This window comes from Marinobacter sp. MBR-99 (genome assembly GCF_040547575.1).
In the GTDB taxonomy this organism is placed as follows: Bacteria; Pseudomonadota; Gammaproteobacteria; order Pseudomonadales; family Oleiphilaceae; genus Marinobacter.
The window spans coordinates 73,916-99,366 of sequence record NZ_JBEPPY010000004.1 but is presented as its reverse complement, the minus strand read 5'-3'; the positions used below and the strand labels follow the sequence as shown (position 1 = coordinate 99,366).

The 25,451-nt window shown below is 58.3% G+C and carries 22 protein-coding genes; 12 read left to right on the top strand and 10 right to left on the bottom strand.

The window, feature by feature from the left end:
* The first annotated feature begins 106 nt into the window (after positions 1–106).
* Positions 107–745, top strand: a complete 639-nt coding sequence (gene yihA, locus ABIE59_RS04780; RefSeq protein ID WP_354444743.1) for a ribosome biogenesis GTP-binding protein YihA/YsxC — start codon at positions 107–109, stop codon at positions 743–745.
* A 143-nt stretch (positions 746–888) separates the two neighbouring features.
* On the opposite strand, the gene ABIE59_RS04775 is transcribed toward yihA, so the two are convergent.
* Positions 889–1,599, bottom strand: a complete 711-nt coding sequence (locus ABIE59_RS04775) for a TetR/AcrR family transcriptional regulator (RefSeq protein WP_354444741.1) — start codon at positions 1,597–1,599, stop codon at positions 889–891.
* A 177-nt stretch (positions 1,600–1,776) separates the two neighbouring features.
* Here ABIE59_RS04775 and ABIE59_RS04770 point away from each other — a divergent pair, with 177 nt between their 5' ends.
* The 4 genes from ABIE59_RS04770 to coaD all read left to right on the top strand — a co-directional run bounded on the left by ABIE59_RS04770 (position 1,777) and on the right by coaD (position 6,433).
* Positions 1,777–3,222: a coniferyl aldehyde dehydrogenase gene (locus ABIE59_RS04770; protein ID WP_061330827.1), complete on the top strand. Its 1,446-nt coding sequence runs from the start codon at positions 1,777–1,779 to the stop codon at positions 3,220–3,222.
* A gap of 183 nt (positions 3,223–3,405) precedes the next feature.
* Positions 3,406–4,041, top strand: coding sequence for a hypothetical protein (locus ABIE59_RS04765; protein WP_354444739.1), 636 nt, complete (start codon positions 3,406–3,408; stop codon positions 4,039–4,041).
* Positions 4,042–4,067: 26 nt separating this feature from the next.
* The gene (locus tag ABIE59_RS04760; RefSeq protein ID WP_354444737.1) at positions 4,068–5,666 is read left to right on the top strand and encodes a GMC family oxidoreductase N-terminal domain-containing protein; all 1,599 of its coding nucleotides are present in this window, start codon (positions 4,068–4,070) and stop codon (positions 5,664–5,666) included.
* A gap of 284 nt (positions 5,667–5,950) precedes the next feature.
* On the top strand, positions 5,951–6,433 hold the full coding sequence (gene coaD / locus ABIE59_RS04755; protein WP_354444735.1) for a pantetheine-phosphate adenylyltransferase: 483 nt from the start codon (positions 5,951–5,953) through the stop codon (positions 6,431–6,433).
* A 61-nt stretch (positions 6,434–6,494) separates the two neighbouring features.
* Here the strand turns inward: coaD and ABIE59_RS04750 are convergent, their stop codons facing one another.
* The 4 genes from ABIE59_RS04750 to ABIE59_RS04735 all read right to left on the bottom strand — a co-directional run bounded on the left by ABIE59_RS04750 (position 6,495) and on the right by ABIE59_RS04735 (position 11,443).
* Positions 6,495–7,787, bottom strand: a complete 1,293-nt coding sequence (locus ABIE59_RS04750; RefSeq protein WP_354444733.1) for a DUF945 family protein — start codon at positions 7,785–7,787, stop codon at positions 6,495–6,497.
* A 50-nt stretch (positions 7,788–7,837) separates the two neighbouring features.
* Positions 7,838–9,979 (bottom strand): polyphosphate kinase 1, encoded by a 2,142-nt coding sequence (gene ppk1, locus ABIE59_RS04745; protein WP_354444731.1) that lies wholly within the window; start codon positions 9,977–9,979, stop codon positions 7,838–7,840.
* A gap of 43 nt (positions 9,980–10,022) precedes the next feature.
* Positions 10,023–11,054, bottom strand: coding sequence for a porphobilinogen synthase (gene hemB, locus ABIE59_RS04740; protein ID WP_354444729.1), 1,032 nt, complete (start codon positions 11,052–11,054; stop codon positions 10,023–10,025).
* Positions 11,055–11,221: 167 nt separating this feature from the next.
* A complete protein-coding gene (locus ABIE59_RS04735; protein ID WP_072676128.1) occupies positions 11,222–11,443 on the bottom strand; it encodes a hypothetical protein in 222 nt (73 codons plus the stop codon).
* A gap of 272 nt (positions 11,444–11,715) precedes the next feature.
* On the opposite strand from ABIE59_RS04735, the gene ABIE59_RS04730 reads away from it, so the two are divergent.
* The 4 genes from ABIE59_RS04730 to panP all read left to right on the top strand — a co-directional run bounded on the left by ABIE59_RS04730 (position 11,716) and on the right by panP (position 16,466).
* Positions 11,716–12,345 carry a TetR/AcrR family transcriptional regulator gene (locus ABIE59_RS04730; RefSeq protein ID WP_354444727.1) on the top strand — a complete coding sequence of 210 codons (630 nt, stop codon included), beginning with the start codon at positions 11,716–11,718 and terminating at the stop codon, positions 12,343–12,345.
* A 2-nt stretch (positions 12,346–12,347) separates the two neighbouring features.
* Positions 12,348–14,039: an isovaleryl-CoA dehydrogenase gene (locus tag ABIE59_RS04725; protein ID WP_354444726.1), complete on the top strand. Its 1,692-nt coding sequence runs from the start codon at positions 12,348–12,350 to the stop codon at positions 14,037–14,039.
* Positions 14,040–14,245: 206 nt separating this feature from the next.
* Complete coding sequence (locus ABIE59_RS04720; protein WP_354444725.1) at positions 14,246–14,593, top strand: DUF503 domain-containing protein; 348 nt, start codon at positions 14,246–14,248, stop codon at positions 14,591–14,593.
* Between the two features lie 196 nt (positions 14,594–14,789).
* Positions 14,790–16,466: a pyridoxal-dependent aspartate 1-decarboxylase PanP gene (panP, locus tag ABIE59_RS04715; RefSeq protein ID WP_354444724.1), complete on the top strand. Its 1,677-nt coding sequence runs from the start codon at positions 14,790–14,792 to the stop codon at positions 16,464–16,466.
* Positions 16,467–16,691: 225 nt separating this feature from the next.
* On the opposite strand, the gene ABIE59_RS04710 is transcribed toward panP, so the two are convergent.
* Both ABIE59_RS04710 and ABIE59_RS04705 read right to left on the bottom strand, forming a co-directional pair.
* Positions 16,692–16,958, bottom strand: a complete 267-nt coding sequence (locus ABIE59_RS04710) for a hypothetical protein (RefSeq protein ID WP_354444722.1) — start codon at positions 16,956–16,958, stop codon at positions 16,692–16,694.
* Between the two features lie 107 nt (positions 16,959–17,065).
* Positions 17,066–18,631 (bottom strand): inorganic phosphate transporter, encoded by a 1,566-nt coding sequence (locus tag ABIE59_RS04705; protein ID WP_354444971.1) that lies wholly within the window; start codon positions 18,629–18,631, stop codon positions 17,066–17,068.
* Between the two features lie 201 nt (positions 18,632–18,832).
* Between ABIE59_RS04705 and ABIE59_RS04700 the strand changes: the two genes are divergently transcribed.
* The 3 genes from ABIE59_RS04700 (at position 18,833) to ABIE59_RS04690 (ending at position 23,114) form a co-directional block, all read left to right on the top strand.
* Positions 18,833–19,936, top strand: coding sequence for a GGDEF domain-containing protein (locus tag ABIE59_RS04700; RefSeq protein WP_354444720.1), 1,104 nt, complete (start codon positions 18,833–18,835; stop codon positions 19,934–19,936).
* A 76-nt stretch (positions 19,937–20,012) separates the two neighbouring features.
* On the top strand, positions 20,013–20,459 hold the full coding sequence (locus tag ABIE59_RS04695) for a flavodoxin (protein WP_354444718.1): 447 nt from the start codon (positions 20,013–20,015) through the stop codon (positions 20,457–20,459).
* Between the two features lie 108 nt (positions 20,460–20,567).
* Positions 20,568–23,114 (top strand): EAL domain-containing protein, encoded by a 2,547-nt coding sequence (locus tag ABIE59_RS04690; RefSeq protein WP_354444716.1) that lies wholly within the window; start codon positions 20,568–20,570, stop codon positions 23,112–23,114.
* Here ABIE59_RS04690 and tesB read toward each other — a convergent pair.
* The 3 genes from tesB to ABIE59_RS04675 all read right to left on the bottom strand — a co-directional run bounded on the left by tesB (position 23,081) and on the right by ABIE59_RS04675 (position 25,404).
* Complete coding sequence (gene tesB, locus ABIE59_RS04685) at positions 23,081–23,941, bottom strand: acyl-CoA thioesterase II (protein ID WP_354444714.1); 861 nt, start codon at positions 23,939–23,941, stop codon at positions 23,081–23,083. The genes ABIE59_RS04690 and tesB overlap by 34 nt on opposite strands.
* Positions 23,942–24,062: 121 nt before the next feature.
* On the bottom strand, positions 24,063–25,220 hold the full coding sequence (locus tag ABIE59_RS04680) for an NAD(P)/FAD-dependent oxidoreductase (RefSeq protein WP_354444712.1): 1,158 nt from the start codon (positions 25,218–25,220) through the stop codon (positions 24,063–24,065).
* Positions 25,221–25,236: 16 nt separating this feature from the next.
* Entirely contained in the window at positions 25,237–25,404 is a 168-nt protein-coding gene (locus ABIE59_RS04675) for a rubredoxin (protein WP_008173532.1), read from the bottom strand.
* Positions 25,405–25,451: the final 47 nt, after the last annotated feature.

Sequence of the window (25,451 nt, the reverse complement as noted above, 5' to 3'; positions counted from 1 at the left end):
CTCATCACCGGGGCTGACAGCGGCAACGCGCAGCGTCCCGCCGGAAATTGGTGTAGCATTATACATTAATCGCCGATAACTGAAATCCAAAGGAATGCCAACCATCGTGGACCCTGATCTGACTCAAAAAAGCGTTTCGTTCAACAGTGCCCGTTTTCTGATCAGCGCGTCCAAACTGGACGAGTGCCCGCCAGACATCGGTGCCGAAGTTGCCTTCGCCGGGCGCTCCAATGCCGGCAAGTCCAGCGCGCTGAACGCCATTACTGCAAACGGCAAACTGGCCCGGACCAGTAAAACACCCGGCCGCACCCGGCTGATAAACTTTTTTACACTCAATAAAGAAAACATGCGCCTGGTCGACCTGCCCGGTTACGGCTACGCCAAAGTCTCCCGGGACATGAAAGACGACTGGCAACAGCATCTGGGGCATTACCTGAATGATCGCCGCTGCCTTCGAGGCCTGGTGCTGGTGATGGATATCCGGCATCCGCTCACCGACTTCGACCAAATGATGGTGGAATGGTGCGAGCATAACAACCTGCCACTGATGATTCTTGCCACCAAAGCCGACAAGCTGAAATTCGGGCAAGCGAAAACCGCCATGCTGGGCATTGCCCAGAAGCTGAAACCCTATGCCTGTGTTGCACACCTGATCATGTTTTCCGCCACCTCAAAACGTGGCGTGGATGATTGCCGGGAAGCGTTGACGGACTGGCTGGAGGCGCCGGAATCGGAAACCCCCTGATAAAAAAAACCGGCCTGCCATCAGACAGGCCGGTGAAACGTCAGGGTTTGCGACGTACCTGAGAACTCACTCAGGAGACGCAGGAAATGTCCGGTTTCCCACGTCGCTATGTTTGAACGCGATCGCGGGAAAAAGTTCAATTTTTAATCAATCCCGACAGAAACCCCGGTTTCAGCCCGCGAGGCCTCACCGCTCTGCTCCGGATTTTCCGGCAGCGTTGGCCGATACTTTTCACGTAACGCCAGCACCTGCTCGCGATAATCCGGGGTCAGATAAGGCAATTCCAGAGTCAGCACCTGATAAATACCCTGCTTGAGTTCGGTCAGGGTGAGACTGGCCGGCTCGTCACTGGCGTGGGCTGTTTTCAGAAAAGCCATCCAGTTGGTGATCACCAGCCAGACGTTGAGCGACATGGCCGAACGTAAATCTTCCGGCTGCGGCTCAATGATACCCGCCTCCGCCAGCTTGCCGAAAATACGATTGATGGCAGCAAGACATCGATTGGTGAATTCCCGATAGTCCTGGCGCAGCCTGGTATCGCTGTCCAGCAGATATTCCAGGTCCCGGTGAAAAAATCGATAACTCCACAAACCGTCAAATACCGATTCCAGGTAAAAGGTCAGGTCGTCAAGCGTCAGCAGCCGATCCTCCGGAATATCGAGGTAATAATCGACCAACTTTTCATACTCCTGGAAGATCTCGTAAATGATGTCGGACTTGTTCCGGAAGTGGTAATACAGGTTGCCCGGAGAAATCGCCAGATGCGCGGCAATGTGATTGGTGGTGATGTTTCGCTCACCCCGCTCGTTAAACAGCTCCAGACTGGATAGCAGAATTTTGTCTCTGGTTTTCATCGTCCCGCCAGTGATTGTTGTTATCTGCATCACGGATGGCCCGATGAGCCAACCGTCATTTCTTGACTGCCTAGAGTATATACTCTAATAATACCCCCAAGTGCAAATTGTCCAGATTTTAGCCAACCAAAAACAACAGGCTCAGGGTATCGCCCGGCAGCCAATGGGGAGAGAAACATGGGAGCCACTGTCGTCCAGCTCACCGAGAGCAAAAAGCAGATTCAGCACACCCATCGCGTGTTTGAGGACCAGAAGAAGGCGTTCCGGAACAACCCGATGCCGTCTCTGACCGAACGCAAGGAGAATCTGAAACGGCTCAAGCGTGCCTTGCTAAGTCACCAGGACCGTCTGGTAGAAGCCATTGACAGGGACTTCAGTTGCCGCTCAAAGGATGAAACCCTGATTGCGGAAGTCATGCCCTCGATCCAGGGTATCAATTACACGCTCAAGCACCTGAACGAATGGATGAAGCCTTCCAAGCGGCATGTCTCCGTTCTGTTCCAGCCCGCCAGCAACAAGGTGCACTACCAGCCAAAAGGCGTGGTGGGCGTGATCGTACCCTGGAACTATCCGCTGTATCTGGCCGTCGGACCGCTGGTGGCGTCTCTGGCTGCCGGCAACCGCACCATGATCAAGATGTCGGAATTCACGCCGCATACCTCGGCGCTGTTCAAGGAAATCATTGAATCCATGTTCCCGGAGGATCTGGTGTCAGTGATTACCGGCGAGGCGGACGTGGCCGCCGATTTTTCCCAACGTCCCTTTGATCACCTGCTGTTCACCGGTTCCACCTCGGTAGGCAAGCTGGTGATGCGCGCTGCCGCAGAAAACCTGACGCCGGTGACCCTCGAACTGGGCGGCAAGTCGCCTGCGATTGTGTCTCCGGATGTGCCGATGGAAGACGCGGCCCAGCGGATTGCTTTCGGTAAAGCATTTAACGCGGGCCAGACCTGTGTGGCACCGGATTATGTTCTGTGCCCGGCGGATCGGGTTCAGGGGTTTGTGGACGAGTTCCGCGCGAAGTTTGCCGAGATGTATCCGAGCCTGCGGGATAATGATGATTTCACGGCGATCATCAATGAGCGTCAGTATGATCGCCTGCAGAGCTATCTGGAGGACGCCCGCGCCAAAGGTGCGGAGCTGGTGGAGATCAATCCCGCCAATGAGAACATGAAGGACGGCACCCGGAAGATTCCGCTGACGCTGGTATTGAAAACCACGCCGGACATGAAGGTGATGCAGGATGAGATTTTCGGGCCGATTCTGCCGGTGGTGAGTTACGGCGGTCTGGAAGAAGCCGTTCATTACATCAATGATCGTCCGCGTCCGCTGGCGTTATATTTCTTTGGCTATGACAAGTCGCATCAGCAGTTTGTGGTGGATAACACACTGTCTGGCGGTATGTGTATCAACGACGCGTTGATGCATGTGGCGCAGGATGATCTGCCGTTTGGTGGTATCGGTGATTCCGGTATGGGCCATTACCATGGCAAGGAAGGGTTCCTGACCTTCTCGCACCACCGGGCGATCTTTACCAAGCAGAAGTTCAACAGCGGCAAGTTTGTTTATGCGCCGCATGGAACGGCTGCTCATCGGATGGTTTATAAGCTGTTTATTCGCTGAAGCCTGATTGCTTGGTGCAGGGCTGGAGTGTGGTGCGTCTTTCCAAGACACGCCGTGAATACGTCCATGTAGGCTTGAGCAAAACATCCATGTTTTGCACAGTCTTGGAAAGACGCACCACACCCCAGCCACCGGCACAGTGCCTGCCGCCCTATAACAATAACGTTAAAAGAAGCCTCAACAATGACCACGCCTTCCCCGAAATACTGCCCTGAAAATCAACCGGAACTTAGCCGACGCAGCTTCCTGAAAACCGGCCTCGGCGGCGCCATGTTCCTGAGTACCGTCAGCATGACCGCCGGCCTCACAGGCTGCGCTACGGCCCCCGCCGGGCGGGTGAGTGCCGTTGATTCCCGTATGGACGCCAGTTACCAGTTCGAGTTTCTGAGCCGGGATGATATTGCCCTGTTTGAGGCGCTGTTACCGGCAATGTTTGCCGGTGCGCTGCCGGAGGAGCCGAATCAGCGGCAGTACGCGATTGCCGGGACCATTGAGCGGATTGATCAGGGCATTGTGATGTTCGGGCCGGCGAACCAGAAGGAGCTGCGCAAGCTGTTTGATCTGCTGAATTTCGCGCCTACCCGGATAACCCTGGCGCGGGTGTGGTCGGACTGGCCTTCGGTCAGTACCGAGAGTGCCGAGGCGTTTCTTAATCGGTGGCGGGATAGCCGGATTGGTCTGCTGAATAACGGCTACATTGCCCTGACCAAGATCAGTAATGTGGCGTTCTATGGCCATGACCAGCACTGGCATTTGTCTGGCTACCCCGGGCCGCCCGCCTGGGCGGTTGATGCCCTGCCCCAGTTCCACAACGCCTGACCCCACCGCAGATTACGGAGAACAGTATGTCCATGAACGATCCTATCGCCCGGGGCCTGGCTTCTGGCTGGAATGTGACTGATGCCAGCAAACTGACCAACGATCAGACCGTGGAAGCGGATGTGGTGGTCATCGGCACCGGTGCCGGTGGCGGCACCACGGCGGAGATTCTGGCCCGGCAGGGTTTATCGGTGATTCTGGTGGAAGAAGGCCGGCTGTATTACCAGAAAGATTTCAAGATGGATGAGCTGACGTCCTACGCCAGTCTGTACCAGGAGGGCATGAGCCGGGTGACTGCAGACGGTGCCATTGCTATTCTTCAGGGCCGCTGTGTGGGCGGTTCGACGACGGTGAACTGGACCAGCAGTTTCCGCACGCCGGACGCAACCCTGAATTACTGGAGCCAGAACCTGGGCCTGAGCGATCTGGCCCCGGACACCATGGCACCCTGGTTCCAGGGCCGGGAAGAACGCCATACCATGGCGCCCTGGGTGACACCGCCAAACCTGAACAACGACATTCTCAAGCAAGGTTGTGAAAAGCTCGGCTACTCCTGGCAGGTAATACCCCGGAACGTCAAAGGCTGCTGGAATCTTGGCTACTGCGGCGTCGGTTGCCCCACCAACGCCAAACAGGGCGCGCTGATGACCACCATCCCTGGCGCCCTGGACAACAATGCCCAACTGTTCCACGGCCTGCGCGCCGACCGGCTGGTGATGAACCAGGACCGCATCGACTACCTGCAGGCCAGCGCCATGGGCCCGAACGGTGTCACGCCCTCCGGCGTTACCGTCACCCTAAAAGCCCGCCACTTCGTGGTCGCCGCCAGCGCCATCGGCTCACCCGGGTTGCTGCTGCGCTCGGAACTGCCGGACCCCTACCAGCGCGTGGGCAAACGTTCATTCATCCACCCGGTCAATGCCACCGTCGCCCGTATGCCCGCCAAGGTTGATCCCTTCTACGGTGCGCCTCAGTCGATCTACTCCGACGAATTCAACTTCAAGCACGGCGTCGATGGCCCGGTCGGCTACAAACTGGAAGTCCCTCCATTGCACCCCGCCATGGCCGCCGGCGTGGTTCCCGGCCATGGCCAGGAACAGAGAGACAACCTCGGCCAACTGCCCTGGATGCAATCCGTCATCGCCCTGCTGCGCGACGGCTTCCACGAAGACAGCCCCGGCGGCACCGTCAGCCTGCGGGACGACGGCAGCCCGGTACTGGACTACCCCATCACCGACTACCTCTGGCAAGGCATCCGCCAGGCCTACCTGGACATGGCCGAAATCCAGTTCGCCGCCGGTGCCGAAGCCGTCCAGGCCGTGCACCTGGACTCCGGCTGGTACACCAGCTGGACCCAGGCCAAAAACGCCATCAACCAACTCCCCATGAAACCCCACCGCGCCCGCCTGTTCACCGCGCACCAGATGGGCGGCTGCGGCATGGGCGCCGACCCGAAAAACTCCGTGGTCAACGGCTTCGGCGAACACCACCAGGTGGCCAACCTGAGCATCCACGACGCGTCCATCTTCCCCACCAGCATTGGCGCGAACCCGCAGTTGTCGGTGTATGCCTTGGCGGCAAGGAACAGTAACCGGTTGGCGCAGAAGTTAAGACAACAAGGCTAGCCTTCGCTTCTGCAATAAGATGAGAACATGGGAGCCTAACAGAGGTTCCGGGGAGGCAGGCACAACGTGTGAGAGCGCGGGTTGAGAGGCCCTGTCCGGGAATCTTGAGGGCCAGGGATGGCCCGAACGAAGCGCACAAGGATGTGCTCGTAGCGTTTCCCGGACAGGGCCTCTCAAGCCGTGCTGGCACCGAATCAATGCCTCAAACTCCCTATGCCCCGGACGGACTACAGCCCACTAACGGTTCCTGCTATCCTACCGCCCATCAACAAAAGGAGCTGTGCATGCCAAAAGTCATCTACCCAGGCACCTTCGACCCCATCACCAACGGCCACACCGACCTCATCGAACGTGCCGGCCGCATGTTCGACGAAATCGTCGTCGCCGTCGCCTACAACCCGAAGAAGCAGCCCCTGCTCAACCTCGAAGAACGCTGCGACCTGGTCCGCAAAGCCACTGCCCACCTCCCGAACGTCAGCGTCACCGGCTTCAGCAACCTGCTCGCCGACTTCGTACGCGAACAAAATGCCACCGTCATCCTCCGCGGCCTGCGCGCCGTCTCAGACTTCGAATACGAATTCCAGCTTGCAGACATGAACCGTCGCCTGGCCCCGGAAGTGGAAAGCGTGTTCCTGACACCCGCCAACCACCTGTCGTACATCTCTTCCACCCTGATCCGGGAAATCGCCTCGCTCGGTGGCGACATCTCCGAATTCGTCGACCCCGCAGTGGCAAATGCCCTGAAAGAGAAGTTCAACAAGTCCTGAGCGAAAGCCGATAAAAAAGCCCTGCCGGCGGCAACCATCGGCAGGGCTTTTCAAGAAGGGATTAAAGCAACGGTGGCATCGGAATCTCGATGCCATTGATATCCAGAACCAGATCCTGCAGGCGTCCAGTCATGACCAGTTGGTCGCCGGCATCCACCAGCAACCCCTGTTTGATCAAGGGTGCCACCTGCATGCGCACGGCCGGATAGTTCTCAGCCAGGGCCAGTGGCATACGGAAGTCCAGCGCCCCGGTTAAGCCCTGCATCACCATCAGCATGTTGGCCCGTTCACTCTCCGACAACTCCGGGTGGGACAGCTCCAGGCTACCCTGTACGGCGCCCTCTGGCGTATCCAGGCTCAACTCCCGGATGCCTGCGGAAAATCCGGCGGCCGCCAGCCCCCGCACCGAATCGTTAAACCGCTGCATCAGGGCCATCTGCTGCTCGAACGCCGCCTGCGGAGATTGGCCGGCCTGGGCCGCCATCAGCTGCATGTCGGTCATCGCCGAACTGAATTCATTCCAGCTGGCAACATCAAGACCGTCCACAGCAAACTCAATCCGATGCGGGCCGAAGGAATCGTCATCAAAGACAACGGAGTCCAGCTCCAGGGCAATGCTCGAATCCAGTCGCTCACCCTTGCGGTCTGCCTCGCTATGACTGTTCAGGGCGATACCGTTAAACGCCATGGCTGGCGCCTGAGGGCTGTGCATGGTCAAGACATCGATGGTCACCGCACCGGAGCCGGTCCAGATATCACCGGATAACCAGGCAAGGCTCTGCTCCATATGCACGTTTTCAATGGTGACGTTCATCTCCGGCCCGGACAGGACCACCGCCGGCCAGACCAGCAGCATGTCGGCTTTCTCACCCAAACGGCCAATATCAATCCGTGCCAGACCACCACTGCTGCGCAAAACACCACCTCCGTGTGGCTCACTGATTTCGATAGCAGGGGCCTGCAATTCCAGCGTGGCGGAACCCCAAACCCGGGTTTCCAGCGTCAGCTTTGGTTCAGCGTTGGGGAACCAGCCTGCACCCTCCGGCTGCCAGCCTTCCGTAGGTCTGAAATTCAAATGGCTGCCAGTAATGCCGTGAGAAACCTGAACCTCAAAGTCTATGCGGTTACTCTCGCCCGTGGCAGGGTCCAGAAAGGTGGCCGTACCAGAGACTTCCGAGCTCATCACACCGCGCCGGTACCGATCGGTTTCCATACGCAGGAAGGGCTGGGCGTTGTTGACTTCCTCAGTCGCCTCCAGCCAGTGTTGTTCAGTCAGATAGCCTACGCCCCAAGGGGCTACGCCAGCCACTACCATTATCGCCGTGCCGGCGATGGTCCAACGTTTGAGATTCAAGATTCCAGTCCTGTTGTGTTGTTATTTCCTGCCGGCTAACCGCCGGCGAATCAATTCGGTTTGGAGGTTAACCGATCCAGCAACACCAGTTGCGAAGCCAGGCGCTCTTCCCCCTCTTGGGGCTGATTCTGTAGGTAACTGCCATCAGACTGCAATACCCAGGACTGGCAGTTGTCAGACAGGTAGGTATCCAGATCCTCGGTCAAACGCTCGATCAGGGCTGGCTCCTCGATTGGGAAGGCCGTTTCCACACGGCTCAGCAGGTTTCGCTCCATGCCGTCGGCACTGGAGCAATACACATCCGGTTTGCCATTGTTGCCGAAATAATAGACCCGTGTATGCTCGAGAAAACGCCCGATGATGGACCGTACCCGAATATTTTCAGACAGCCCCGGCACCTGGGGACGCAGACAACAGATACCGCGAATAATCAGATCAATACTGGCGCCGGCCTGAGACGCCCGATACAGGGCTCTGATCACCTGGGGTTCGGTCAGGGCATTGAACTTGAAGATGATGCGCCCCTTCTCGCCAAGCGCGGCTTCCCGCTCGATCAAACTGATCAGACGATTGTGCAGGGTGAACGGCGCATGGAACAGCTTTTTGATTTTCAAGGCTTTGCCCATGCCGGTCAGCTGTTGGAACAGTTTGTTGACATCGTCGCCGATGGATTCGTCGCAGGTCATGAAGCTGTAGTCGGTGTACAGCCGGGCGTTACCGGCGTGGTAGTTGCCGGTACCCAGGTGCACATAGCGGCGCAGCCGGCCTTCTTCCCGGCGCACAATCAGGATCATCTTGGCGTGGGTTTTGTAGCCCACCACGCCGTACACCACGATGACCCCCGCCTCCTGCAGACGGCTCGCCAGCTCCAGATTCTCTGCCTCGCTGAACCGGGCCCGCAATTCGATGACCGCGGTGACTTCCTTGCCACGGCGAGCGGCATCCGCCAGCGCCTCGACAATCTCAGAATCGGCACCGGTGCGGTACAGGGTCTGGCGAATCGCCAGTACATGGGGGTCTTTGGCGGCCTGGCGCAGCAGGTCCACCACCGGGCTGAAGTTTTCATAGGGATGCAACAACAACAAGGGGCGCTTGCGGATGGCATCAAACATGGATTCCTTGCTGCGTATCTGGCGCGGAATCGAGGGTGAGAAGCTGGAATAGGTCAGGTCCGGGCGGTCCACCAGGCCGCCAACGGCCATCAGCCGGGTCAGGTTGACCGGGCCGTGCACCTGGTAGAGATCCCGTTCGGTCAGGCCGAACTCCCGTAGCAGGAACTGCACCAGCTCTTCCGGGCAGTTGTCGGCTACTTCCAGGCGCACGCCGTCACCAAACCGGCGGCTCAGCAGCTCGCCGCGCAGGGCTGACGCCAGGTCTTCGAGGTCATCCTCCAGTTCAAGGTCAGCGTTCCGGGTGAGCCTGAACTGATAACAGCCTTTCACTTCCATGCCCGGGAACAGCTCGTCCGCGTGGGCATGGATCATCGATGACAGGAACACCAGGTTGTCGCCGCCATCGCAGACGTCATCCGGCAGCCGAACCAGGCGGGGCAAGGAGCGGGGCGCGGGCACGATGGCCATGCCGGTTTCCCGGCCGAAGGCGTCTTTGCCGTCGAGTTCAACAATGAAGTTGAGACTCTTGTTCACCAGGCGCGGGAACGGATGCGACGGGTCCAGCCCGATGGGGCTGACCACCGGTAATATCTCGTCCTCGAAGTAGTTCCGCACCCACTCTGCCTGGGCCGGCGTCCACTCACGGCGCCGGACAAAGTGAATGTTCTCTTTCTCCAGCTCGGGGATCAGCACGTTATTGATGATGTCGTACTGCTCGTGGATGTAGTCGTGGGCCACCCGGCTGATCTCCGCCAGCACCTGGTCTGGCTGCATGCCGTCCACACCCACGGTCTCCCGGCCGTACTTCATTTGCTGGCGCAGGCCCGCCACCCGGATTTCAAAGAACTCGTCCATATTGCTGCTGAAAATGCAGCAGAAGATCAACCGGTTGATCAGCGGATGAGTGGTATCCAGTGCCTGCTTCAACACCCGGTAATTGAACTGAAGCTGGCTCAGCTCGCGGTTGAAATAGTTTTCACTGGCGTCCAGATTGATGTCTTCCCCCACCGGCGGTACGTCGACCGGCGCTGGCACACTCTGATCACTGATCTCTGCGGTTTGCGCATTCTCGGTTGTCATTACTCTTTATATCCATGGTTATTTCGGGCGCCTTCAAGCCCCTCTATACCCGCGAGCGATCTCTCATCAGTCTCGCTGCGCGCACTGCAAAATAGGTCAGGATGCCGTCAGCACCGGCACGGCGCATGGCCATCAGGCTCTCCATCATCACCGCATCGCCATCCAGCCAGCCGTTCTGGGCCGCGGCCATATGCATGGCATACTCGCCGCTCACCTGATAGACAAATGTAGGCACCTGCAGTTCGGTTTTCACCCGGTGCACAATATCCAGATAAGGCATGCCCGGTTTGATCATCACCATATCGGCACCCTCGGCCAGATCCATCGCCACTTCGTGAAGGGCTTCGTCACTGTTGGCCGGATCCATCTGATACGTCGCCTTGTCGGCCTTGCCCAGGTTGGCGGCAGAACCAACCGCATCCCGGAACGGGCCGTAATAGCTGGAAGCGTACTTGGCAGAGTAGGCCAGAATCCGGGTATTCACATAACCGGCGCCTTCCAGGGCATCGCGGATAGCCGCCACGCGGCCATCCATCATGTCTGAGGGGGCAACCACATCCGCTCCCGCATCGGCATGGGACAGCGCCTGGTTTACCAGAGCTTCAACGGTGACATCGTTCAACACGTAGCCGTTATTATCAATAATGCCATCCTGGCCATGGGTGGTGAACGGGTCCAGAGCAACATCCGTTATCACACCCAGTTCAGGCTGGGCTTTCCTCAGGGCACGGACCGCACGCTGGGCCAGGCCGTCGGAATCCCAGGCACCCGAGCCAGACAGATTCTTCCTCTCAGCAGGGACGACCGGAAACAGCGCCACCGCCGGAATGCCCAGCTCTACCAGTTCCGCAGCCTGCTCCACCAGCAAATCAATACTCAGTCGCTCCACGCCCGGCATGGACGGCACCGCCTCACGCTGGTTTTCGCCTTCAAGCACAAACACCGGGTAGATCAGATTATCTGGCGACAGCTGGTTTTCCCGAACCAGTCGGCGGGAAAAATCACTGGCGCGATTTCGACGCAAACGGGTCGACGGATAGGCTCGGTTAGAGATCGGCGGGCGCTGCTTGGACACGGATAACCTCCTGAATATGGATGGCCTGGGAAAGTGATGACATCATACACCCGGGAGGCCACGCATTGCAGGTTTGAGCCCAGTGTGCCGTTAACCAATGACAATTCAGTGACAAAAACGGACAGCCCTGTCTCGACAAGACAGTGGCTGCCCGCCAGCGAAGGGAATCAGATGGAACGGTTGTTAAACCCTACCTCCACCTTGCGTGGAGAGTCCGCACGGAAAGTGGTATCCACTTCCTGTATCCGACCGCCACCTTGCAGGAAGGCTTCGATATCAGCCTGCAACTGGGCCCTGACCCGTGCCCTGCCGGCAATAGAATGGTTATCATCACTGTCGCTGGTCCAGTTACCGGACTGCTCCAGATTGCTTTCGTCGAATTCACTCATGGTATTTTCTCCATCAACGAAAACAGAACTACAAGTGCTGCTAGCTCTCCGCCTGGCAGCACCCCGTCTCGACCGCCGGCCGCCTGCGGCCCCGTCTTGGCGTCTTTATAATCCGGTTTTGATGACGGCGCTATTTCCTGACAACCACTTTTTTGTAACTTTTTGTATACAATCTCAAACCAATGATTTTAAAGAGGTCTTTCAGGACAAAATAAGAGACTCCGAATTGACACAAAGAATGAACAGTGATTCACTACTTGTAAGGAGCCGGCATGGCCTATCGTGAAACTGAAAAGATGCGCGAACGAAAAGCCCGGGCACGCCAGAACATTATCGATCGCACCTGGGAATGCGTCGCTCAGGGCGGCTTCCGAAGCGCCCGAATCACCCGTATTGCCGGGCTGGCGGGCGTTGCGACCGGCACTATCTATCGGCATTTCGAATCCCGCGAGGATCTATTTGCCGAAATCTTCCGGCTGGCCACCCAGCGGGAAGTCGACAAGGTCGCCGAAGCGCTCAGTGTGTCCGGAAACGCTGTAGAGCGCCTGGACAACGCCCTGAGGAAATTTGCCCAGAGGGCCCTCAAAGGCCCCATGAAAGCCTGGGCCCTGATCGCCGAACCGGTGGATCCGAAGGTAGAAGAAGAGCGACTGGTGTACCGAAAGGCCTACGCCAGCCTGTTTGAACAAGCGATCCGGGACGGCATAGCCGAAGGCTGCATACCGGACCAGAACGCGCGGCTCGCCAGTACCTGCCTGGTGGGCGCAATATCAGAATCCCTGGTAGGGCCATTGTCACCAACCCAGACAGACAGCCCGCAGGGACACGACAACAACGAAGATGAGTTGGTCGAAACCATCGTCTGCTTCTGCATACGGGGGTTGACCGGCACCAGGAGCTAACCATGAACAGCCCGCAGCGCAAGACCGAATCCACCGCCGACAACCGCTACCTGTCGGCCACCCACGAGGTGATCAACCAGCCACGACCGCTGGAGAACTACAACCTCTACGAACAGGACACCGCACTGCGGGAAGCGGTACTGCGAGAGGGCGCCGGCTTCGCCAATGACGACCTGAGTCAGTTCGGCGCCTGGGCGGGCCAGGCGGATACCATTGACCTTGGTAACCAGGCCAACGCCAACAAGCCCTCCTTCCGCACCCACGACCGCTATGGCCACCGGGTAGACGAAGTGACCTTCCACCCGGCCTACCACGAACTCATGCGCGTGGCCCTGGAGAACGGCCTGCACAGTTCCCCCTGGACCCACCCCGGCCAAGGGGCACACGTCGCCCGCGCCGCCAAGTACTACCTGCACTCCCAGGTAGAAGCGGCGCACTGCTGCCCGATCACCATGACCTTCGCGGCCATACCGTCGATCCAGAACCAGCCAGACCTGGCCAAACTCTGGGCCCCGAAAATCCTGGCCAACGAATACGACAGCCGCAACGTCCCAGACACCGACAAAACCTCCGTCACCATCGGCATGGCGATGACCGAGAAACAGGGCGGCAGTGACGTACGCGCCAACACCACCATGGCCTACCCGACAGGCAAGGAAGGCCCGGGCCAGCCTTATGAGCTGGTCGGTCACAAATGGTTCGTCTCCGCCCCCATGTGCGACGCCTTCCTGGTACTGGCCCAGACCACCAGCGGCCTGTCCTGCTTCCTGATGCCCCGGTGGCGCCCGGACGGCACCAAGAACCCCTGGCAGGTACAGCAGCTCAAGAACAAAATGGGCAACGTCGCCAACGCCTCCAGCGAAGTGGAAATCCGTGGCGCACTGGCGTGGATGGTCGGTGAAGAAGGCCGGGGCGTCAGAACCATCATCGAAATGGTCGCCATGACCCGCTTCGACTGCATGATCGGCAGCGCCGCCGGCATGCGCCAGGCCGTGGCCCAGGCTACCCACCATTGCCACAACCGCAGCGCCTTCGGCGCAACCCTCAGCGACCAGCCGCTGATGCAGAACGTCCTGGCTGACCTGATCATCGAAAACGAAGCCGCCCTCGCCTACACCATGCGCGTGGCCCGGGCCATGGACAACCAGAACAACGAACACGAACGCCTGCTGGCCCGCCTGGCCACCCCCGTGGGCAAATACTGGATCTGCAAACGCACCCCCAACCACGCCTACGAAGCCATGGAATGCATCGGCGGCAGCGGCGTGATGGAAGACTGCATCATGCCCCGACTGTTCCGGGAATCCCCGGTCAACGCCATCTGGGAAGGCAGCGGCAACGTTCAGTGCCTGGACACCCTCCGCGCCCTGCAGAAAGAACCCGAAACCCTCGACGCCTTCTTCAAAGAAGCGGCCGAAGCCCGCGGCACCGACCGCCGCTTCGACCAGTTCCTGGCGCAACTACAACACGACTTCGCCGACATCAGCGACTTCCAGTACCGGGCCCGCAACCTCGTCGACCGAATGGCCCTGACCATGCAAGGCTCCCTGCTGCTGCGCTTCGGCGATAAAGACGTCGCAGACGCCTTCTGCGCCTCAAGACTGCAATCCAGCGGCGGCATGAACTACGGCAACCTGCCCTCCGGCACCAACCCGGCGGCGATTATCAAACGGGCGACGCCTGTAGTAGGCTAGGGGAAGAATTCGTCAGCTCGTCATTTCACCCCACAGAGGCGGACGAGCAAAGACTCCCCGAAGAAAGTCCGGGAAGCGGTGAGGGTGGGCTGTTCAAAACCTTGCGGAGCCATGGATGGCGGAGCAGAGCGTACAAGGACGTATCCACAGCGTGTTTTGAACAGCCCACCCTCACCGGTTCCTGCACCAAACGAGCCAGACCAAACATGTCAGAAGCCCTGAGAAAACTGCTCAAAGAAGGCAAAAACCCACAACAGCACCAGGACATCACCCCCCACGTAGGCGTCCTCACCCTGCACTTCCAGCTCTACGCCTGCGAAGACCTCAAAGCCAAACGCAAAGCCTTCACCGCCATGAAAGCCATCTGGGGCAAAGAACCCGACCTGGCGGTAGCAGAAACCGCCGACCAGGAAGCCCTCGACTGCGCCACCTGGACCATCGCCGCCCTTGGCGCCAGCGCCCAACAGATCACCCAGCGCCTGGACCAAATTGAAAAAGACATCCAGGACCGCATCGACGCCGCCATCCTCGATGTTCACCGGGAGATTCTCTGATATCCGCAGCGCCGGAATACCTGCGTCCCGAGGGCGTAGCGTCATTCCTGCTCAGGCCTTATACTACCGCCCCTCAGGGAATACATGACCTGCAAGCACGCAGGCTATACTACGAGTGTCGGGCGCTGCCCGGCTTCGTCCGCCGGGTTTCCGGAACCGACCTTGCGGATAACCACTGAAAGAAGTGTGTGGCTCTATGACCGGAAAGAAAAAATCCGCCCAGGCCTCCGTTGAGGCCATGTATCGCGTATTCACGGTGCCCGAGGCGCCGGAATCCACCCTGAGCCGCATCGACCAGAACATCTCCCGGAACCTGGCGGGCTTCCTCCAGGAACATATTGTCGCTGTCGAACGCGACCTGACTGACGTCGAAAAGAACTTCGCTGACTCCGTGATTCCGGAAAAGCCGGTATTCGTCTCCGAACAGGCCCAGTTCCTGCTCGACAAGCTGGTCGCCAACTCGGTACACACCGCCTCACCGGCATTCATCGGCCACATGACCTCGGCACTGCCCTACTTCATGCTGCCGCTGTCAAAAATCATGATCGCCCTCAACCAGAACCTGGTGAAAACCGAAACCTCCAAGGCCTTCACCCCGCTGGAACGCCAGGTACTGGGCATGATTCACCGGCTGGTGTACCAGCAGGACGGCTCCTTCTACCGAAAATGGATGCACGACCCCCGGCACGCCCTGGGCGCCATGTGTTCCGGCGGCACTGTCGCCAACCTCACCGCCCTGTGGGTCGCCCGTAACCGCGCCTTCCCCGCCGAAGGCAGCTTCCGCGGCCTGCACGAAGAAGGCCTTTTCCGGGCACTGAAATACTACGGCTGCGAAGGCGCCGCCATCGTTGTTTCCAAACGCGGCCACTATTCCCTTCGCAAGGCCGCCGACGTGCTCGGCCTGGGCCGAGACGCTCTGGTGCCGGTGGAAACCGACGAATTCAACCGCATCCAGCCCGATGCCCTGCGGGACAAATGCCTGGAACTGCAGAAACAGAAAATCAAAGTCATGGCCATCTGCGGCGTCGCTGGCACCACCGAAACCGGCAACGTTGACCCGCTGGACGCCATGGCCGACATTGCCCGGGAATTCGGCGCCCATTTCCACGTCGACGCCGCCTGGGGCGGACCAACCCTGTTCTCCCGCACCCACAAACACCTGCTGCGCGGCATCGAAAAAGCCGACTCGGTCACCTTTGACGCCCACAAACAGCTCTACGTACCCATGGGCGCCGGCCTGGTGGTCTTCAAAGACCCCGGCCTGGCCAGCGCCGTGGAACACCACGCCCAGTACATCATCCGTAAGGGCTCCCGGGACCTTGGCAGCACCACCCTGGAAGGCTCCCGCCCGGGCATGGCCATGCTGATTCACTCAGGCCTGAAAATCCTCGCAAGAGAAGGCTACGAAATCCTCATCGACCAGGGCATCGACAAAGCCAGAACCTTTGCCGACATGATCGATGAACAACCGGATTTCGAACTGGTTACCCGCCCAGAACTGAACATCCTGACCTACCGCTATTGCCCGGAAGACGTACGCCAGGCACTGGCCATGGCCGACGAACTGCAGGCAGAAAAGATGAACACCTGCCTGAACCGCATCACCAAATTCATCCAGAAAACCCAGCGGGAGCGAGGCAAGGCATTCGTCTCCCGAACCCGACTGGAACCGGCCCGTTACTACCACTTCCCGTGCATCGTATTCCGGGTGGTCCTGGCCAACCCGTTAACAACACCAGAAATTCTGGAAGACATTCTCAAGGAACAACGGGAACTGTCGAAGGAGGATGGCATTGCCGATGAGATTGCCATCCTGCACCAGATGGCAGAAGCGGTTTTAAATCAAAACCAGAAAGAAGCCAGACAGGCCTGAGTTAGCCAGAATACTGCACCATCTTCCGATGGCTGGGGGAGCGGGAAGTCTTTCCAAAACCTTGCGGAGCCAGTCGGCGCCCCGCAAGGGGATGGGGAGCTTCTCCCAAAACACGCTGTGAATACGTCCCTGTACGCTCTGCTCCGCCATCCATGGCTCCGCAAGGTTTTGGGAGAAGCGCCCCATCCCCTTGCTCAGAGTTCGTCATTCAACACCGGGGATTGATCAGTAAAGCGCCTCTTCGTCATCCAGCACCTCGTGCAGGATCTCCAGAAACATCTTGTCTGCCTCACTCCAGTTCTCCGGAATCCGGATAGTCGTGTTGGCACTGATCTCGCGAGCGATCAACTCATCGGAATTGGGCTGCCCCTTGTATTTGCGGGCAATCTCCATGGATTTGACCGCAATGGTCGGCTCGCTCATCACCTTCTTGATGAACACCCGCAACTCTTCAATCATCTTGGCCTGACGGCTCTCGGAAGATGAACTCATTCCTGACTCCCCGATTATGGATAGCGTTAAAGCAAAGCAGCCCGTTCAGGGCCTGATGCCCATAGTATGGCCAATCCGCGGGGCGGTAACCAGCCCCGCATAATCCATCAGATCATCAAACCACGCAGGGCAAAGAACAGAAACGCTGCCATCAGGGCAGACGCCGGCACAGTGATGATCCAGGCCGCAGCGATCCGGAACAGGTGCGAGCGCTTGACCATTTCTTCCTTGTAGATCTTCTTCAGGCGCTTGCGCTCTGACTGGGACAGCGGCACCTGATCCTTTTTCTTCTTGGCCTGCTTCAGCAAGTACTCCATCTCCTCAACAGAGGCATTCCGGAAATCGTCCAGGAATGGCTTCAGGCGCTCCTGCTCAGCGGGATCATGATGCTCCATGATCTTGTGCAACTGGGTTGCGTAGTTGGATTTGAGGTATTCCCTCAGGAAACCAACGCCAAACACACCACCAATGGCAATATGGGTAGAGCTCACTGGCAGGCCTAACTGGGACGCCAGGATCACTGTCAATGCCGCCGACAGGGCAATGCAGAAGGCCCGTGTCTTATCCAGCTCGGTGATTTCGCTGCCGACTGTCTTGATCAGACGCGGGCCAAACAACATCAGGCCAACAGCAAGCCCCAGAGCACCAACCATCATCACCCATAACGGAATGCTGGCAGACATCACCACACCGCCACCAGCCTGAATGGCATCATTGATGGCAGCCAGCGGGCCGATGGCGTTGGCAACGTCGTTGGCGCCATGCGCGAAACTCAGTAACGCTGCGGCAAAGATCAGCGGCCAGGTGAACAGACTGTTCACACCGTCTGTGCTGTTCTCCATGGTAGCGGCCTTGCGCCCTACCAATGTTCTCATCGCGAAGAATACTGCAGTGGCAATAGCCAGGCCAATTAATGTGGCCTGCACGAAATCGACTTTAACCAGCTTGCTGACACCCTTGATCATGAGATAGGTGCCAAAGGCCCAGGCCATAATGGCCACCAACCAGGGCACAAAAGTGCGCGCAGCAGACACCAGGTTCTGCTGGTAAAGCACCGTCTTTTTGATCGCAAACAGGAACAGCGCCGCCAGAGCCCCTCCCAGTACCGGCGAGACAACCCAACTGGCCACAATCTTACCCATCACAGACCAGTCGGCGATTGCCCAGCCACCGGCCGCGATGCCAGCCCCCAACACACCACCCACAATCGAGTGCGTGGTAGACACCGGCGCTCCCATCCAGGTAGCCAGGTTCAACCACAAGGCGCCAGCCAGAAGTGCTGCGGTCATCAGCCAGACAAAAGCTCGAGGATCTTCCAGCGTGGTAGGGTCGATGATGCCTCCCTTGATGGTCGACACCACATCACCACCTGCGATGATGGCACCGCCGGCCTCAAACACAGCTGCGAGCAGCACTGCGCCACCCAGCGAAATAGCACCGGAGCCAACAGCAGGGCCAACATTATTGGCAACATCATTGGCACCTATGTTGATCGCCATATAGCCACCGATCACAGCAGCCGCCATCAACAACATATTATTGGGCAGACCCTGGCTAAACGAGCCAACCACAAGCCAGACGATTAGCAGGAAAAGAACACTCAGGCCGACCCGATACCGTTCCGTGGAGGGGCTGGTGAGAAGGGTATCCAGAAAGTTGCTGGAGCGGGCCATAATCAATGTCATCTCTTTTGAGCTGAATGGACATCGGGCAGTCTTGCCACGGGGGGGCAAACTATAAAATTTTTGCCATCAAATTGAAACAAAACTGTCACGCATGGCCGGCGTCACATTCCCGCCAAAAAGGGACTGCAAATACTACATAAATTGGCGCATACTCCCTCAAAGAGCGTCAAAAAATGATAACAAGCGCCCATGACCCACAACACCCTAGCTGACCACGCCAGTTCCCCGGAACAGGAAGAGCGGCAAATCTCCCGATTACTCAATGGCCTGTCCGTGATGGCCGTCGTGTTTCTGGCGGGCATTGGCACCAAGGCCTGGTACGCCGAGCACCTGGTCCATGCCTGGGTACTCTGGCTGTTCATTGTTCCTGTTGGTTTCAACATGATCTGGTACGCCTGGACCCGGGATCGTGTTGTACAGAAGGCGGGTCTGCTGACCACAGTGGGGCTGCTGTTCGCCTATCTGCTGGCATCCGGCGGCGAGGGCAACACCGGGCCGCTGTGGTTTTATGTCTTTCCACCCTTGTTGTTTTATCTGACCAGCCTGAAAGGCGGCACAGCCATTCTGCTGTTTTGCTATCTCCTGGCGATCATTGTTTTCCAGTTTCCGGGGTTGCCCCTGGTGACCGCGGAATACACCATCGACTTCAAGATTCGCTTTTTCGCTACCCTGACCTTTGAATCCATTTTCTGCTTCGTGCTGGAAGCGGGGCGTCTGCGGGCGAGGAACAGGCTCCTGGCACTGGCAAAAACTCATGAACGGGCAGCCCGAACCGACGAGCTGACAGGACTGGCCAACCGCCGGGAAATGCAGAACCGGCTGGATACGGAATTCTCCCGTTTCAAACGGGCGGGCCACCACTTCTCGGTGGTGCTGATTGACCTGGATCTGTTCAAGCGCATCAACGATGATTTTGGTCACAACGCCGGCGATGCGGTGCTCCGGCAATTTGCCGACCTCACCCATACCGTGGTGCGACAGTCCGACCTCGCCGCCCGCTGGGGCGGGGAGGAATTTCTCCTGCTGCTGCCAGATACCAGCCTGCTGCAGGCTCTGTCGCTGGCTGAGCGGCTTCGGTCGGAGGTGGCCAGCACACAGTTCCAGTATCAGGGCGAGACACTGCCGGTCACTATCAGTGCCGGAGTCTGCTCCATTTCCAAGGCGGGCTCGGTGAATGAATTACTCAAACAGGTAGATACACAACTGTACAACGCCAAAGATGCGGGCAGGAACCGTATCGCCCCCCGGGTACGAAGCCAGGGCATCACGGAGCCAATAGAACCCCGGACTTGAGCCCGAGGAACGCCATCGCTATGATCAGCCCCGGTTGGCCAGGGGGCCGAAGTCCTGACAAAGCATAGGTGGTGACATGGCAGCAATTCGAGTTCTGGTGGGCAGTGTTTATGGTGGCGCCCTGCTGGCGGCCCGCAAAATTGGCGAGGAACTGGAGAGCGAAGGGCACCAGGTAGTGGTGCTGGAAAACCCGCAGCTTGAAGACATTACCGACAATGACGATGCCCTGCTGGTCTGCACCTCCACCACGGGACAGGGCGAGATACCGGCCAACCTGCTGCCTTTTTACCTGGCCCTCAGGGAACAACTGCCTCAGCAACCCGGCCGGCCTTTCGGCATCGTTGTGCTGGGTGACAGCTCATACGGCGACACCTTCTGCGGTGCCGGCGAACTTATTGAAGAAGCCTTTTATGAAACTGGCGCCCGGAAGGTGGGCGAATCACTGAGGGTGGATGCTCTGGAAACCATGGAGCCTGAATCCGAGGCAGTCCCCTGGGCGAAAAACTGGGTTAACGCTATTTGACCAATCTTTACACAAGTTACCAAATCTACGAACCCTGGTGCTTGAGCCGCCTTCGGCGACAGGCCATACTCGTCAGCATAACGACAATAACGGTAACTTGTGACTCTGATGAACCCGGCTAAGCTTCTGGCCCTGCTGTGTCTGTTGATAACTCTGCCGCTTCAGGCGCAGCCGGCAAGCGTTTCCTATATACCGGAGATTGAGTATCTGCGCCTGGCGCCGGATGTCCAGCTCACGCCCGAACAAGCCATGGCCTCGGTCGAATGGCAGATACTACCGGAACGAACGCCAAACTTCGGCTACATCCGGGACCACATCTGGCTGCGTTTCGCAATCCAGGATCCTGAGCAGATCACCCTGCTTGAAGTCAGCTACCCACAGCTGGATTTCATTGATTTCTACCTGCTTCGGGACGGGGACATCGTTCACCAGGCGCACACCGGTGATAAAAAGCCGTTCCGGCAACGCGCGGTTCAGCATCCCCACTTCCTGTTTCCTTTCCAGCTTCAGCCTGAAAGCAGTTACCAGATCCTGCTGAGGGTAGAAACCGAAGGCGCCATGCAGGTGCCACTGAAACTCTGGAACAGCCGGAGCTACTTTGAAAAAGCCTCAATTGAAAGCCAGCTACACGCCGGTTATTACGGCATTCTGATCACCGTTATCTGTTTCAACCTGTTTGTGTTCCTTGCACTTCGGGAGCCGGTTTACCTGCTCTACGTGCTGTCCACCTTTGGCTATCTGATACTGGTAGGCAGCCTGAACGGCATCACGTACCAGTTATTGTGGCCAAACCTCCCCGCCATCCAGAACCGGGCCATGCTGTTGACCGTGCCTTTTGCCATGGTTTTCACGCTGCTGTTTTCACGGTCATTCCTGAGACTGAGCCGATCCAGCCCGGTGCTGGACCGGCTGATTCTGTTTACCATTGTGCTCAATGTGGTGGTGGCGACACTCACCTTTCTCACCGACTACGGCACCGGCAGCCGGCTAACCGTGGCGCTGGCCATCCCCAGTTGTCTGCTGCTGACCGTGATCGGTCCGTTACAATGGGCCAGAGGCAACCCTCAGGCGGCTTACTACACGCTGGCCTGGGGAGCACTAACGCTGGGCAGCGCCATTACCGCCGCCAACAAATACGGGCTGATCCCCAACAACTTCATCACCGCCTACGGCATGCAGATAGGCTCCGCACTGGAAGCCATTCTGTTAAGCCTGGCTCTGGCGATACGCATATACCGGGAACGCCAGGACAAGGTACTGGCCAGGGAAGCCGAGTTACGGGCACTTGAAGCCCGGAGATCGGCCGAGCTTCGGCTGATGGACCAGGCCCTGCATCACCCGCTCACCGGCCTGCCCAATCGCAGCAGCTATGAAATGAAGTTGAGCGAGCTGACCCAGTCGAATGATCGCAAACGCTATGGTGTGGTGATTATTCATCTCAACAATCTGAATTCAGTCACCAAGACCCTGGGCCATCGTAACAGCGACCGCATCCTGGAGCTGGCATCCAAGCACTACAATGCGGTGATTCGGGATGTGCCAGGCGCCATTGCCATTGAACAGAGCGACACCCGCAACTTTTACCTCGCCAGCCTGGACCCGCAAACCTTTGCGTTTCTGGTCGATGCCACCGAAGCGGAAGCTGCCACGAGGGCTGTACTGCGCAGTATTGAGGAAGTTAGATACCCGGTCGATTTCCTCGGGATGCAGGTGCCGTTAACGCCTCAGCTGGGGGTCGCAATCTTTCCCGAACACGGCGCAGATGCCAACACCCTGATCCGTCGCGCCGTGATTGCCGAAGGCTCTGACCGTGCCCGTGACCGGGGTATCGCCTATTACAAGCCGTCCCGGGATTCATACAGTGCCGAAAGTCTGACCCTGGTGTCAGAACTCAGACACGCGATCAACAACAATTCGCTGGCGTTGTTCCTACAACCCAAGTTGTCGCTCAAGTCCCGGCAGATCGTCGGATATGAAGCCCTGATCCGTTGGCCAGACCGGGAGCAGCCGGTGCCCCCCGACGAGATCATCGCCCTGGCGGAGCAAAGTGGTCTGATCAAACCCCTGACCCGCTGGGTTCTGCGGGAAGCGTTACAGATGCGCAGTCGGTTGCTGGAGCTGGGTTTCAACACTGGCATAGCCGTCAATATCTCGCCCAACAACCTCCGGGAACCAGATTTCGCCGTGTTTGTCCAGCGCCTGATGCAAAGCTTTCACTCCCATATGGGTGCCATCACCTTTGAAGTAACGGAAACCTCAATGATGCAGGATCCGGTTAACTCCCTGAAGGCCCTGAACGCCCTGAACGCAGCCGGTATCCCCCTGTCCATTGACGACTTCGGCTCCGGGTACTCCTCGTTGTCTTACATTAAACAGCTACCCGCCAGTGAGATTAAAATCGACCGGTCACTGATTACCGAACTGTCGCATCGGGAGGAAGACCGTGTCATCGTAAGGACCACCATCGATATGTGCCACAGCCTGGGCTACACGGTGGTTGCCGAGGGAGTTGAGGATGAAGTGACGATGCACCTGCTGGAAGACATGGGTTGCGACCTGATTCAGGGGTACATCCTGACCAGGCCGCTGCCATTAGAAGAGATGATTGACTGGATGTCCGGTCAGCCCAAGCGCTCGCGAATCAGCGCTTCCTGAGTCGTTGATGCCACCAGCACACCGTCCCGGGTAAAGAAGTTGCCCCGGTTAAATCCCCGTGCACCGGACGCGCTGGGGCTGTCCTTGTCATAGAGCAGCCAGTCGTCCATGCGGAAGTTCCGGTGGAACCAGATAGCGTGGTCCAGGCTGGCCACCTGCATCCCCTTGCTCATGAATGTGCGGCCATGGGGGTTCAGCGACGTACCGAGAAAGGTAAAATCCGAAGCGTAAGTCAGCAGACACCGGTGCAACACAGGATCATCCGGCAGGGGGCCGGCCGCCCGGAACCAGTTCTGGCGATGGGGCGGACGCTTCTCTGGCTTGAATGGGTTCATCGGATTGACCGGGCGGATTTCAATCGGACGATCCTTGGTCATCACATCGCGCAGTTTTTCCGGCAGCTTTTCGGCAATCATCTTGCCCCAGTCCTGCTCGGAACGCAGTGACTCAGGTTCTGGCGCCTCGGGCATCGCCAACTGGTGATCCAGCCCCGGCTCAGTCACCTGGAACGACATGGATCCAGTCAGAATTTCCTTGCCATCCTGGCGGGCAATCACCCGGCGCACCGAAAAGGTGCCGCCATCACGAACCCGCTGCACCTCGTAGTCAATCGGCATGCTGTGGTTGCCCGGGCGCAGAAAATAGGCGTGCAGCGAATGGCACAGCCGGTCCTCGACGGTACGACTGGCTGCCATCAGAGCCTGCCCCAACACCTGACCACCAAACACATGGGGGAATCCCAGGTCTTCGCTCTCACCCTGAAAATGATCATCACCGATGGGGGACAAGTCCAGCAGTTCCACCAGCTTACGGGTTACCTCTAGCATGCCTGCTCCTGTGTTTTGTTAGCTCACGAACGGGTTTTCTACCGCAGACAGCAAAATTTCGCAACGACAACAACAAGGCAAGGAAGAATATCGGGGCCGAATGGCCCCGACGAGGGGCGGATCAATCCTGATGGATAGGTGGCACTTCACGCGCCAGCGCCTGCTTTTCAACGGCAAAACGACCGGTTACCGCAAAACCCAGCGTTGCACCGTCGGGGGATTTGAACAGCGCCTTCACGTCGGAGGCTTCCTGTTCTACCTGCCAGCTACCTTCGGCACCGGCCGGTGGCGGGCACACGGCTGTCGGGCAGCAAGGTGTCTTGACCATAATCGGCATGGTGCCATAACGGACCTCCGTGCGTTCGCCCGAGAGGGTTTTCGCCAGAGCACGGGCACAAGCCATCAGAGGCAGCACATAAAGCAGTACCTGGCCGTCCACTTCGGCGCAGTCGCCCAGGGCATAGACATCCTCTGCTGAGGTTTCCAGCGCACGGTTTACCTGTACGCCCCGCCCGGTGTCCAGCCCCGCGGCTTTCGCCAGCTCGGTTCGCGGCCGCAAACCGACGGCTGAAATCACCAGGTCAGCCTGCAGTGTTTCACCGTTACCCAGCGTCAGCCGGACGCCGTCTCCGTCCTCATCAACCTGCTCGACAACGGTTCCCAGGTGGAAACGAACCCCAAGCTCCGTCAGCTCATGGCGAACAGCCTCAGCGGCGGGCTCCGGCAACAGGCTGGGCATCACCGTGGCGTCCGGTGCAATCACGTCGACCTCATAACCACCATTGCGAAGATCGTTGGCAAACTCACAACCAATCAGCCCGGCGCCCATGATCGCCACCCGCTTGCCGCCGTCAAGCGCTTTGCGGAACGCCCGGTAGTCCAGCAGATCATTAATGGAATGCACGCGGTCCAGGCCATTCCCCGCCAGCCCGAGGCGGATCACATCGGCCCCCCAGGCCAGCACCAGTTTGCTGTACCCAAGCCGCTCATCACCCAGGATCAGCTCGTGCTTGCCGGTGTCTATGCCGGTTACCGTAGTGTAGGTGCGCACTTCCACTCCAAGCTGCTCGGCCATGGCTTCGGTATCGGCCTGAGCCAGCCCCTGGGCATCCTTGTCTTTGGTAAAGCCGGTAGACAACATCGGCTTGGAATAGCTGACGCCATCATCGGCGGTAACCATGACAATCGGGGTGTCTTTGTCCAGCTTGCGAAACTCGCGTACCAGCGAGTAGCCCGACAACCCGGTGCCCACAATCACAATCGGTGCCTGGTTGGTCATTCATCTGCTCCGTTTATCAGCCGATTTCGATCATCTCGAAGTCTTCTTTGCCAACGCCGCAATCCGGGCAAACCCAATCCTCGGGCACGTCTTCCCATTTTGTACCCGGCTCGATTCCGTCTTCCGGCCAACCCTCGGCCTCATCGTAGATCAGGCCACAAACCACACACTGCCACTTTTTCATGTTATTTCTCCCATCAATGTTGGCGGAATATTATTGTCTGACAATGC